Below are 12,149 nucleotides of genomic sequence, written 5' to 3' on the forward strand. Positions count from 1 at the left end.
CCGGTCCCGTCGACACGTCGGCGGTCCACCCCATGGCGACGTCCGATTCCCGCCAGTCGCGGCCCTGACGATGGCGCAGACTGGATGGCGTGATCGACGACGAGAACAGGTACCGAGCCGTGCACAGCCGGGACGCCCGCTTCGACGGGGTGTTCTTCACGGCCGTCCGCACCACCGGCATCTACTGCCGTCCGAGCTGCCCGGCCACCACCCCCAAGCGCAGCAACTGCTCGTTCTTCCCGACCGCGGCCGCCGCCCAGGGCGCCGGCTACCGGGCCTGCCGGCGCTGCCGGCCCGACTCGGTGCCGGGCTCGCCCGAGTGGAACCACCGTGCCGACCTGGTCGGCCGGGCCGTCCGGCTGATCGGCGACGGCGTGGTGGACCGCGAGGGCGTCGCGGGCCTGGCCGACCGGCTCGGCTACAGCGCCCGCCAGCTCCAGCGCCAGCTGATCGCCGAACTCGGCGCCGGCCCGCTCGCACTGGCCCGCGCGCAGCGCGCCCAGACCGCCCGGCTGCTCCTGCAGACCACCGAACTCCCGGTCACCGAAGTGGCGTTCGCGGCGGGCTTCGCCTCGGTGCGGCAGTTCAACGACACCATCCGCGAGGTCTACGACCGGACCCCCAGCACGCTGCGCACCGAGCACGGCGGCCACCGCCGCTCCCCCGTCGCGGCCGGCTCGCTCGCCCTGCGGCTCGCCTACCGGGGCGCCGTCGACACCGATCACCTGCTGGACTTCCTCGCGCTGCGAGCCGTCCCGGGCGTCGAGGAGGTCGTCCCCGGCCCGTACCCCGGCACCCGCACCTACCGGCGCACCCTGACCCTGCCGTACGGGCACGGCATCGCCGAGGTCGACGGCCTCGCCCCGGACGACCCGCGGACCCGCGGCTGGCTGGACTGCCGGCTCACCCTCAGCGACCTGCGCGACCTCACCACGGCTGTGCACCGGCTGCGCGCCCTGTTCGACCTGGACGCCGACCCGGACGCGGTCGACGGCCGGCTCGCCACCGATCCGCTGCTCGCCCCGCTCGCCGCCGCCCGGCCCGGGCTGCGCTCCCCCGGCCACGTCGACCCGCACGAGCTCGCCGTCCGCGCCGTCCTCGGCCAGCAGATCACCGTCGCCGCGGCCCGCACCCTGGCCGGCCGGCTCGCCGAGGCGTACGGCACTCCGCTGCCCGCCGCCGACGGCGGCCTGCGCCTGCTGTTCCCGACCGCCGCCGCCCTCGCGGCCGCCGATCCCGAGCACCTGAAGATGCCGCAGTCCCGCCGCCGCGCGCTGCTCGGCATGTGCGCCGCCCTCGCCGAAGGCACCGTCCGGCTCGATCCGGGCGTGGACCGCGAGCAGGCCGCCGCCGACCTGCTCGCCCTGCCGGGCATCGGCCCGTGGACGGTCGGCTACCTGCGGATGCGCGCCCTCGCCGACCCGGACGTCTTCCTGCCCACCGACATCGGCGTCCGCGACGGCCTGCGCTCCCTCGGCGAGAGCGGCGACCCGCGCAGCGCCGCCGAGCGCTCCGCCGCCTGGGCGCCCTGGCGCTCCTACGCCCTGCACCACCTGTGGTCGGCCGCCGGGGCCCACCACGCCAACCGCGCCGCCAAGGCCCGGACCACCCGTGACACCCGCAAGGAACCGGCATGACCACTGTGTTCACCACCATGGACAGCCCGCTCGGCACCCTGCTGCTCAGCGGCACCCTCGACGAGGAAGACGGCTTCGCCCTGGCCGCCGTCACCGCCCCGGGCCAGAAGGGCGCGCTCGCCGAGCCCGCCGCCGACTGGCAGCCCGACGCGGAGGCGCTCGCCCCCGCCGTCGAACAGCTCACCGCGTACTTCGCCGGCGAGCGCACCACCTTCGACCTGCCGCTCGCCCCCGTCGGCACCGAGTTCCGCCAACGGATCTGGGACGCCCTCGACGACATCCCCTACGGCACCACCACCACCTACGGCCGACTCACCGACGCCGCAGGCCAGTCCCCCCGCGCCGTCCGCGCCGTCGGCGGCGCCGTCGGAGCCAACCCCCTCCTCGTCATCCGCCCCTGCCACCGCGTCATGGGCGCCAACGGCAACCTCACCGGCTTCGCCGCCGGCATCGACGCCAAGCGCTGGCTCCTCGCCCACGAGAGCAGCGAGGAGTCGGGGCAGCTGTTCTGACTGCTCGTCAGCCCGATGTCGGTCGAGCACAGCGACGCGAGAACGCCCCGGCACGTTGATGCGCCGGGGCGTTGACGGGATCCCGGCGAACGGCTGCCGTCACCCCGCTCGGGTGTCAGGGCCGGTGCGAGGTGCGGGCGGCCTTGGTGCGGGACTTGTGGTGGCGGGCGCGTTCGGCGCGGAGGCGGGCGTCGGTGCGGGAGGCGATGAAGGCGTTCTCGCGCTGGAGCTTGAGGTAGGACTCCCAGCGGCGCTCGGGGAGGGTGCCGTCGGTGAGGGCCTTGCGGACGGCGCAGGCGGGTTCGGTGCGGTGGGAGCAGTCGTCGTAACGGCAGCCGGCCGCGAGGGCGTCGATGTCGGCGAAGGCGAGGTCGATGCCCTCGCCGCCGAAGAGGCCGACGCCGCGGAGGCCGGGAGTGTCGATGATGGCGCCGCCGCCGGGGAGCGGGACGAGTTCCCGGGTGGTGGTGGTGTGGCGGCCCTTCTCGTCGACGCTGCGGACCTGCTGGACCGTCATGGTGTCGGTGCCCGCGAGGGCGTTGGTGAGGGTGGACTTGCCGGCGCCGGACTGGCCGATCAGGGCGCAGGAGCCGGTGGTGAGGGCGCGCAGGGCGTCCATGCCCGCTCCGGTCTCGGCGCTGACCGTCAACACGGTGACCCCGGGGGCGACCGCCTCCACGTCCGCCCGGACGAATTCGCCGTCGTGCACCAAATCGGACTTGGTGAGGACGATCAGCGGGTCGGCCCCGGATTCCCAGGCGAGGGCGAGCAGGCGCTCGATCCGGCCCAGGTCGGGTTCCGCGGCGAGTGAGACGGCGATCAGGACGGTGTCGATGTTGGCGGCCAGCACCTGACCTTCGGAGCGCTTGTGGGCGCCTTTGCGGATGATCGCGGTGGTGCGGGACAGCACGGCGGTGAGGGCTGGCAGTGGTCGGGCGGCCGGGTCGACGGCCACCCAGTCGCCCGTGCACGGGTTGTGGACGGTGTCGGCGCCGGTGACCGGCCGGGTGTCGGCGCGCAGTGTGGTCGGCTCGCCGGTCTCGGGATCGACGAGCAGCACGTCGCAACGGCCCCGGTCGATGCGGGTGATCCGCCCGGCGAGCAGGCCTGCCTCGGCGAGCGGGTGGAAATCGGCGGCCCGATCCTCGTCCCAGCCGAGGCCGGAGAGCGGGTGGGCAGCGGAAGTGGCGGAAAGCACGGGGTGAACCCTTCGGGGAACACGCGGCCCCGGCCGGACGACGGCAGTGTCAGCGTATGGGCGACACCGGTTCGAGGTCGGCCGCGGACCTGGGGGTACAGGACTCGGTGGTCTTCTGAACGCGGGGAACAACACCTGCAAGAACAGGCCTCACGGGTCCTCACCTCCTCTGCTGCGACGCGCCTCGCGCACCCCGCCCTGGGGCGCCCTCGATCGGCGTACGCCACGTTAGTACCCGCCCGCCCCGGCCGCCACCGAATTTCCGCCACCCTTCGACGGACGCCGGAACACCCCACCGACGCCCGTTACTTGCGGCCGCGCCGGACCTTGCCGAGTCGGCGGCGGACGTCGTCGTGCGGGAGGAAGCCGGCCCAGCGTTCGGGGTATTCGCTCGGTACCGGCTCGTCGTCGTCCTCGTCGAAAAGGTCGTCGTCGTGGCCTTCGGCGAGGCCGAACTGGCGGGTGCGTTCGGCGCGTTCGGCGGCTCGGCGGGCGGCGGCCTCGCGGCCGCGCTGGACGGCGGCGTCCTCGGTGAGGCGTTCGACCTCGGCGCGGGCGTCGGCGGTCTCGACGGCGGGCCAGCGGCGGTCTATGGCGGCGTTCATCGCGGCGCCGATCAGGACGGCGAGCGCCACCACGAAGATCCACAGCAGCACGGCGACGGGTGCGGCGAGCGAGCCGTACACCGAGTGGCCCTCGACGGAGGAGACCAGGTAGACGCGCAGGGCGACGCTGCACACCACCAGGACCAGCAGGGCGACGAGGGCGCCGGGGATGTCCTCGCGCCAGGGCGTGCTGACCGGGACGGCCACGTGGTAGAGGGTGGTGAGGAAGACCACCAGCAGCAGGATCGCGGCGGGCCAGTAGAGGGAGTTGATCACTCCGGCCCAGGCCTGGAAGGTGTTGATCAGCAGCCCGGGCCCGACCACCAGCAGCGGCAGCACCAGCGAGCCGATCACCAGCGCGCCGAGGTAGAGGCCGAGCGACATCAGCCGGGTCTTGACCAGGCCGCGTTTGCCGTCGAGGCCGTACATCACGGTGATGGTGTCTATGAAGATGTACAGCGCCCGGGAGCCGGACCAGAGCGAGAGCAGGAAACCGATCGAGATCAGGTCGGGGCGGGCGTTGTCGAAGACGCTGGTGAGCAGCGGTTGGACGATCTGGTCGATGGAGCTCGGTGAGAGCACCGTCCCAGCTGCTGAGACGATGTCCGCCTCCAGCCGCACGATGGTGCCGGCGCCGAGGATGTCGTCGAGGTAGCCGAGGGTGCCGGCCAGGCAGAGCAGCAGCGGCGGGATGGAGAGCAGGGTGAAGAAGGCCGCCTCGGCCGCGAGGCCGGTGACCCGGTACTCGACGCAGGTGTTGGTGGTGTCCTTCACCAGTGCCCACAGGGTGCGGTACCAGGTGGTTCGCTTGGCGGCGCGGCGGCGTCCGCCGCGGTGGCGGGAGGGCCGGTCGCCGGTCGCCCCGGTCCCCCCGGGTGGATGCGGAGTACTGCCTGCTGCTTGCACGCCCCTACGGTATCGGCCCGTACTCGTGGGCCGGTGCGCCGCCGCCGGGAACTGACGGGCCGCAGGGTGCGGAGCGGCAGCACTCTCCCTGTCGTCCCAGCATGCGAAACGTCAGAGTCCAGGATTCGGACGATAGTGGACCGCGAGTCGCTCGCCGTGCGAATCTCTTGCCATGTCTAGCGCCGGAACCACCCTAGTTGGCCGACTCCACGTCGACCTCCTTCGCGTGTCCAGCGCCATCTGTCCAGTGACCTGAGCCCCACTCGCACGCCGCCTCCGCATCGGCGCCCTGCTCGCCCATCCCCGCCGTCGCGGATGCGCGCTCCACCCTCCCCGGCCCAGCGTCACCCCACCCGCCGCCTGTTGATATCCGCAGGTGGGAGCGGTGCGCGCCCGGGATCAGCAGTCTTCCCGCTCCTGCCACGCCGCTCAAAGGACTGACATCATGGCCCGCACTCCCGAGCCGGACGAGCCCCAGGCCGGCGCCGCCGACGCGGCCCGCCCCGCTGCCCGTAAGGTGACCCGTCACCGCGGCGAGGGCCAGTGGGCGATGGGGCACTACACCCCGCTGAACGCGAACGAGCAGTTCAAGAAGGACGACGACGGTCTCAATGTACGGACACGTATTGAGACGATCTACTCCAAGTCGGGCTTCCAGTCGATCGATCCGGCGGACCTCCGCGGCCGGATGCGGTGGTGGGGGCTGTACACCCAGCGCCGCCAGGGCATCGACGGCGGCCGCACCGCGATCCTGGAGCCGCACGAGCTCGAGGACGAGTACTTCATGCTCCGGGTCCGCATCGACGGCGGCCAGCTGACGGTCGCTCAACTGCGCGCCATCGGCGAGGCGTCGGAGCAGTACGCCCGCGGCACCGCCGATGTGACGGACCGCCAGAACGTCCAGTTCCACTGGGTGCGGATCGAGGACGTCCCGGCGATCTGGGAGAAGCTGGAGTCCGTCGGCCTGTCCACCACCGAGGCCTGCGGCGACTGCCCGCGCGTGGTGATCGGCTCGCCGGTGGCGGGCATCGCCGCCGACGAGATCATCGACGGCAGCTGGGCGATCGACGAGATCAACCGCAAGTACATCGGCAACCCCGAGTACTCCAACCTGCCGCGCAAGTTCAAGACCGCGATCTCCGGCTCCCCGCTGCTGGACGTGGTCCACGAGATCAACGACATCGCGTTCGTCGGCGTGGTCCACCCCGAGCACGGCCCGGGCTTCGACCTGTGGGTCGGCGGCGGCCTGTCCACCAACCCGAAGCTGGGCGTCCGGCTCGGCGCCTGGGTGCCGCTGGCCGACGTCCCGGACGTCTGGGCCGGCGTGATCGGCATCTTCCGCGACTACGGCTACCGCCGCCTGCGCAACCGGGCCCGTTTGAAGTTCCTGGTCGCCGACTGGGGGCCGGCCAAGTTCCGGCAGGTCCTCCAGGACGAGTACCTGAAGCGCGAACTGACCGACGGCCCGGGCCCGGAGCAGCCGGCCGGCCGCTGGCGCGACCACGTGGGCGTCCACCCGCAGAACGACGGCCGGTTCTACGTCGGCTTCGCGCCGAAGGTCGGCCGGTTGAACGGCAAGCTGATCCAGCAGGTCGCCGACCTGGCCGCCGAGCACGGCTCGGGCCGGGTGGCCACCACCGTCGAGCAGAAGCTGATCGTGCTGGACGTCGAGCAGGACCGGATCGACTCGCTGGTGGCCGGGCTGGAGGCGCTCGACCTGCGGGTCAACCCGTCCACCTTCCGGCGCGGCACGCTGGCCTGCACCGGCATCGAGTACTGCAAGCTCGCGATCGTCGACACCAAGGACCGCGGCCGCACCCTGATCGAGGAACTGGAGCGCCGCCTGCCGGAGTTCGATGAGCCGCTGAGCATCAACATCAACGGCTGCCCGAACGCCTGCGCCCGCATCCAGACCGCCGACATCGGTCTCAAGGGCCAGCTGGTCACCGACGAGAACGGGCAGCAGGTCGAGGGCTTCCAGGTCCACCTGGGCGGCTCGCTGGGCTTCGAGAACGCCGCGTTCGGCCGCAAGATCCGCGGTCTGAAGGTCACCAGCGCCGAACTGCCCGACTACGTCGAGCGCCTGCTGACCCGCTACCAGGCGGACCGGCAGGACGACGAGCGCTTCGCGCAGTGGGCGGTGCGGGCCACCGAGGAGCAGCTGTCGTGAGCGAGCGCGCTGCACCGTTCTACTGCCCGTACTGCGGGGACGAGGACCTGCGCCCGTCCGAGAGCGGCCACGGCTCCTGGGAGTGCCGGGCCTGCCGTCGGGGCTTCCAGCTGAAGTTCCTCGGGCTGTTGGCGACTTCCGACGGGGGGACCGGGCATGGCGACCACGACTGACTACGAGGCGGTCGCGCTCAAGGCCGGCCGGGAGCTGGAGGAGGCGTCCGCGCAGGAGATCCTGCAGTGGGCGGCCGACACGTTCGGCAAGCGGTTCTGCGTCACCTCCTCGATGGAGGACGCGGTGGTCGCCCACCTGGCGTCGACCGTGCTGCCCGGCGTGGACGTGGTGTTCCTGGACACCGGCTACCACTTCGCGGAGACCATCGGCACCCGGGACGCGGTCGCCGCGACCATGCCGGTCAACGTGATCACGCTGACCCCGAAGCTCACCGTGGCCGAGCAGGACGCCCAGTACGGGCCGCAGTTGCACGACCGCGACCCGGACCTGTGCTGCGCGCTGCGCAAGGTCGAGCCGCTGAACCGGGGCCTGGCCGGCTACGACGCCTGGGCCACGGGGCTGCGCCGCGACGAGTCGCCGTCCCGGGCGAACACCCCGGTGGTGGCCTGGGACGCCAAGCGCCGCAAGGTGAAGCTCTCCCCGATCGCCCGCTGGACGCAGGACGACGTCGATGCGTACGCGCAGACCAACGGGGTACTGATGAACCCATTGCTCTGGGAGGGCTACACCTCGATCGGCTGCTCGCCGCTGTCCTGCACGGCCAAGCCCGGCGAGGGCGAGCAGGGCCGGGCCGGCCGCTGGGCGGGCTCGGGCAAGACCGAGTGCGGCATCCATCTCTGAGCAACGCGACCGACTTACCGTCACCGACCGTCAGGAGTTACCACCGTGACCACCGTGACCACCGCCGACACGCAGGCAGCGGGCCGCGAGCGCGGCGCCACCGTGTGGCTGACCGGCCTGCCCAGCGCCGGCAAGACCACGCTGGCGTTCGCGCTGGCCGAGCGGCTGCGCGCCGAGGGCCACCGGGTCGAGGTGCTGGACGGTGACGAGATCCGCGAGTTCCTCTCCAAGGGCCTCGGGTTCTCCCGTGAGGACCGGCACACCAACGTCACCCGGATCGGCTTCGTCGCCGAGAAGCTCGCCGCCAACGGCGTCAAGGTGCTCGCGCCGGTGATCGCCCCGTTCGCGGACTCCCGCGCCGCGGTGCGCGAGCGGCACGCCGCCAACGGCACCGAGTTCCTGGAGATCCACGTCGCCACCCCGGTCGAGCTCTGCTCGGAGCGGGACGTGAAGGGCCTGTACGCCAAGCAGGCGGCCGGCGAGATCTCCGGTCTGACCGGCGTCGACGACCCGTACGAGGCGCCGGAGAAGCCGGAGTTGCGGCTGCAGACGCAGGGTCGGGCGGTGGCCGAGTCCGCCGCCGAACTGCACGCCTTCCTGATCGAGAGGGGCCTCGCGTGACCACGGTGACCGACAGCCCGGTCCGCACCGACGACAACCCCTTCGCGCTGTCCCACCTGGACGCGCTGGAGGCCGAGTCGGTGCACATCTTCCGCGAGGTGGCGGGCGAGTTCGAACGGCCGGTGATCCTGTTCTCCGGCGGCAAGGACTCCATCGTCATGCTGCACCTGGCGCTGAAGGCGTTCGCGCCCGCGCCGGTGCCGTTCGCCCTGCTCCACGTGGACACCGGCCACAACTTCCCCGAGGTCATCGAGTACCGCGACCGCACGGTGGCGCAGCACGGCCTGCGGCTGCACGTCGCCTCCGTCCAGGACTTCATCGACCGCGGCGTGCTGCGCGAGCGCCCCGACGGCACCCGCAACCCGCTGCAGACCGTGCCGCTGCTGGACGCCATCGGGTCGGGCAAGTTCGACGCGGTCTTCGGCGGCGGCCGCCGGGACGAGGAGAAGGCCCGCGCGAAGGAGCGGGTGTTCTCGCTGCGCGACGAGTTCGGCGCCTGGGACCCGCGCCGCCAGCGGCCCGAGCTGTGGTCGCTGTACAACGGCCGGCACGCCGTCGGCGAGCACGTCCGGGTCTTCCCGCTGTCCAACTGGACCGAGCTGGACGTGTGGCAGTACATCGAGCGGGAGGAGATCGCCCTCCCCGAGATCTACTACGCCCACCATCGCGACGTGTTCCGGCGCGACGGCATGTGGCTGACCGCAGGCGAGTGGGGCGGCCCGAAGGAGCACGAGACCGTCGAGAACCGCCTGGTGCGGTACCGCACGGTCGGCGACATGTCCTGCACCGGCGCGGTCGACTCCGACGCCGGCACCATCGAGGCCGTGATCGCCGAGATCGCCGCCAGCCGCCTCACCGAACGAGGCGCCACGCGGGCCGACGACAAGCTGTCCGAAGCCGCGATGGAAGACCGCAAGCGCGAGGGGTACTTCTAGAGATGAGCACCACCCAGGCCGACATCTCCCAGACCGGCACCGCCACCTCGCTGTTGCGTTTCGCCACCGCCGGAAGCGTCGACGACGGCAAGTCCACCCTGGTGGGCCGGCTGCTGCACGACTCCAAGTCGGTGCTGGCCGACCAGCTGGAGGCCGTCGAGCACGCCTCGCGCCGCCGCGGTCAGGACGCACCCGACCTGGCGCTGCTCACCGACGGTCTGCGCGCCGAGCGCGAGCAGGGCATCACCATCGACGTGGCCTACCGCTACTTCGCCACCGCCCGCCGCCGGTTCATCCTCGCCGACACCCCCGGCCACGTGCAGTACACCCGCAACATGGTGACCGGCGCCTCCACCGCCGAACTCGCCGTGGTGCTGGTCGACGCCCGCAACGGCGTGGTCGAGCAGACCCGCCGGCACGCCGCGGTCGCCGCCCTGCTGCGCGTCCCGCACGTCGTCCTGGCCGTCAACAAGATGGACCTGGTCGAGTACGCGGAGCCGGTCTTCGCGCGGATAGCCGAGGAGTTCACCGCGTACGCCGCCTCGCTGGGCGTCAAGGACGTGGTGGCGGTGCCGATCTCGGCGCTCGCCGGGGACAACGTGGTCGAGCCGTCCGGGAACATGGACTGGTACGGCGGCCCGACCCTGCTGGAGCACCTGGAGACCGTCCCGGTCGGCTCCGACCCGGGCGTCGAGCCGGCCCGGTTCCCGGTGCAGTACGTGATCCGGCCGCAGAGCGAGGAGTTCCACGACTACCGCGGCTACGCCGGGCAGTTGGCCTCCGGCGTGCTGCGGGTCGGCGACCCGGTGACGGTGCTGCCCTCGGGCCACACCAGCACCGTCGCGGCGATCGACGCGCTCGGCGTCCCGACCGAACTCGCCTGGGCCCCGCAGTCGGTGACGGTTCGCCTGACGGACGACATCGACATCTCCCGCGGCGACCTGATCGCCGCCGGTCCCGCGGCCACGCCCACCAAGGACATCGAGGCGACCGTCTGCCACCTGAACGAGCGTCCGCTGAACGTCGGCGCGCGGGTGCTGCTCAAGCACACCACCCGCACCGTGCGCGCGCTGGTCAAGGAGATCTCCTACCGGATCGACATCGACACCCTCGAACAGCGCTCCGGCGCCGAGGGGTTGAACGTCAACGACATCGGCCACGTGGTGCTGCGCACCGCCGAGCCGCTGGCCCTCGACACGTACCACGACAACCGCCGGACCGGCTCGTTCATCCTGATCGACCCGGCCGACGGGACCACGCTCACCGCCGGCATGGCGGGCGAGGCGTTCGACACCATCGTCAGCACCACCGACGCTTCCATTGAGGAGGACTGGGTCTGATGCCCAGCGAGGCGTTCTCGGGCATGGACAAGGAAGGCGGCCGCATCGGCAGCGGCGTCCTCGGCAGCGGCCAGGGCGGCCTGACGCGATGTGGGGGCGGACAGGGGCGCTGAGCCCCTGTCACCGGGCCCGGCCCGCCGCACCTGTCCACAGCGGGTACGGCGGGGCGGCCCGGCCCCGGTCAGGCACGACTTCATCCTTCTCCACGAACGGGACACCTTTCATGGCTTCCAGCGCCCTGCCCACCCATAGCCACGCCCGCCCCGCCGCCGGGCGGATCAGACGGGCCGCCGTGGCGACCGTCGCCGTCCTCACCGCGGCCGGACTGCTCTCCGCCTGCGGCTACGGCTCCAAGAGCGAGGACAAGTCCTCGGCCGCCCCGGCCGCGTCCGGCGCGAAGCTCTCCGCCGACACCGTGAAGATCGGCTACTTCGCCAACCTGACCCACGGCACCGCCCTGGTCGGCCTCAAGCAGGGCATCCTCCAGCAGGAGCTCGGCGGCACCCGGATCAAGACCCAGGTGTTCAACGCCGGCCCCGCGGAGATCGAGGCGCTGAACGCCGGCTCGATCGACATCGGCTGGATCGGCCCCTCCCCCGCGATCAACGGCTTCACCCAGACCGGCGGCAAGTCCCTGAAGATCGTGGGCGGTTCGGCCTCCGGCGGCGTCAAGCTGGTGGTCAACCCGGCGAAGATCGGCTCGGTCGACGAGCTCAAGGGCAAGCGGCTCGCCACCCCGCAGATCGGCAACACCCAGGACGTCGCGCTGCTCAACTACCTCGCGGGCAAGGGCTTGAAGGTCGACCCGAACACCGGCGACGGCGACGTCAAGGTGATCCGCAGCGACAACAAGGTCACCCCCGACGCCTACAAGTCCGGCTCCATCGACGGCGCCTGGGTGCCCGAGCCGACCGCCTCCAAGCTGGTCACCCTCGGCGCGAAGGTCCTGCTCAACGAGAAGGACGTCTGGCCGGACAAGAAGTTCGTCATCACCAACATCATCGTGTCGCAGAAGTTCCTCGCCGAGCACCCCGACGTGGTGGAGGCCGTCCTGCGCGGCTCGGTGAAGACCAACGCCTGGATCAAGGCCAACTCGGACCAGGCCAAGGCCGTCGCGAACGAGCAGATCAAGGCCGACGCCGGCAACGCGCTGGACGCCGCCGTCCTCGACCCGGCCTGGCAGGACATCGACTTCATCGACGACCCGCTGGCCAACACCCTGCAGGCCGAAGCCGACCACGCCGTCACCGCCGGCCTGCTGAAGAAGCCGAACCTGGCCGGGATCTACGACCTGACCCTGCTCAACAAGGTGCTGAAGGCCGCCGGCCGGCCCGAGGTCGCCGACGCCGGCCTCGGCGCCAAGTAGCCCC

The 12,149-nt window shown here is 72.0% G+C and carries 12 protein-coding genes; 10 read left to right on the forward strand and 2 right to left on the reverse strand.

Going from position 1 to position 12,149, the window contains the following annotated elements:
* Positions 1–89: 89 nt before the first annotated feature.
* Both CG736_RS16150 and CG736_RS16155 read left to right on the forward strand, forming a co-directional pair.
* The gene (locus CG736_RS16150; RefSeq protein WP_232734025.1) at positions 90–1,637 is read left to right on the forward strand and encodes a DNA-3-methyladenine glycosylase 2 family protein; all 1,548 of its coding nucleotides are present in this window, start codon (positions 90–92) and stop codon (positions 1,635–1,637) included.
* Positions 1,634–2,149, forward strand: coding sequence for a methylated-DNA--[protein]-cysteine S-methyltransferase (locus CG736_RS16155; RefSeq protein WP_100586915.1), 516 nt, complete (start codon positions 1,634–1,636; stop codon positions 2,147–2,149). The genes CG736_RS16150 and CG736_RS16155 overlap by 4 nt, the downstream gene beginning before the upstream one ends.
* A gap of 115 nt (positions 2,150–2,264) precedes the next feature.
* Here CG736_RS16155 and rsgA read toward each other — a convergent pair whose 3' ends face one another.
* The gene (gene rsgA / locus CG736_RS16160; protein WP_100586916.1) at positions 2,265–3,347 is read right to left on the reverse strand and encodes a ribosome small subunit-dependent GTPase A; all 1,083 of its coding nucleotides are present in this window, start codon (positions 3,345–3,347) and stop codon (positions 2,265–2,267) included.
* Between the two features lie 305 nt (positions 3,348–3,652).
* Positions 3,653–4,858, reverse strand: coding sequence for a YihY/virulence factor BrkB family protein (locus tag CG736_RS16165; RefSeq protein ID WP_100586917.1), 1,206 nt, complete (start codon positions 4,856–4,858; stop codon positions 3,653–3,655).
* 172 nt (positions 4,859–5,030) lie between these two features.
* Here CG736_RS16165 and CG736_RS38955 point away from each other — a divergent pair, with 172 nt between their 5' ends.
* The 8 genes from CG736_RS38955 to CG736_RS16195 all read left to right on the forward strand — a co-directional run bounded on the left by CG736_RS38955 (position 5,031) and on the right by CG736_RS16195 (position 12,145).
* Positions 5,031–5,114 carry a putative leader peptide gene (locus CG736_RS38955; RefSeq protein ID WP_318264789.1) on the forward strand — a complete coding sequence of 28 codons (84 nt, stop codon included), beginning with the start codon at positions 5,031–5,033 and terminating at the stop codon, positions 5,112–5,114.
* A gap of 189 nt (positions 5,115–5,303) precedes the next feature.
* Positions 5,304–7,028 carry a nitrite/sulfite reductase gene (locus tag CG736_RS16170; RefSeq protein ID WP_100586918.1) on the forward strand — a complete coding sequence of 575 codons (1,725 nt, stop codon included), beginning with the start codon at positions 5,304–5,306 and terminating at the stop codon, positions 7,026–7,028.
* Entirely contained in the window at positions 7,025–7,201 is a 177-nt protein-coding gene (locus tag CG736_RS37105) for a hypothetical protein (RefSeq protein WP_189271285.1), read from the forward strand. Before CG736_RS16170 ends, CG736_RS37105 begins: the two co-directional genes overlap by 4 nt.
* On the forward strand, positions 7,185–7,883 hold the full coding sequence (locus CG736_RS16175) for a phosphoadenylyl-sulfate reductase (protein ID WP_100586919.1): 699 nt from the start codon (positions 7,185–7,187) through the stop codon (positions 7,881–7,883). The genes CG736_RS37105 and CG736_RS16175 overlap by 17 nt, the downstream gene beginning before the upstream one ends.
* A gap of 54 nt (positions 7,884–7,937) precedes the next feature.
* The gene (gene cysC / locus CG736_RS16180) at positions 7,938–8,504 is read left to right on the forward strand and encodes an adenylyl-sulfate kinase (RefSeq protein ID WP_100587068.1); all 567 of its coding nucleotides are present in this window, start codon (positions 7,938–7,940) and stop codon (positions 8,502–8,504) included.
* A 5-nt stretch (positions 8,505–8,509) separates the two neighbouring features.
* Complete coding sequence (cysD, locus tag CG736_RS16185; protein WP_369880208.1) at positions 8,510–9,439, forward strand: sulfate adenylyltransferase subunit CysD; 930 nt, start codon at positions 8,510–8,512, stop codon at positions 9,437–9,439.
* A 2-nt stretch (positions 9,440–9,441) separates the two neighbouring features.
* Positions 9,442–10,779: a sulfate adenylyltransferase subunit 1 gene (locus CG736_RS16190; RefSeq protein WP_100586921.1), complete on the forward strand. Its 1,338-nt coding sequence runs from the start codon at positions 9,442–9,444 to the stop codon at positions 10,777–10,779.
* A gap of 223 nt (positions 10,780–11,002) precedes the next feature.
* On the forward strand, positions 11,003–12,145 hold the full coding sequence (locus CG736_RS16195) for an aliphatic sulfonate ABC transporter substrate-binding protein (protein ID WP_100586922.1): 1,143 nt from the start codon (positions 11,003–11,005) through the stop codon (positions 12,143–12,145).
* Positions 12,146–12,149 lie beyond the last annotated feature (4 nt).

The sequence above is a fragment of the Kitasatospora sp. CB02891 genome (assembly GCF_002803145.1).
Taxonomy (GTDB): Bacteria; Actinomycetota; Actinomycetes; order Streptomycetales; family Streptomycetaceae; genus Kitasatospora; species Kitasatospora griseola.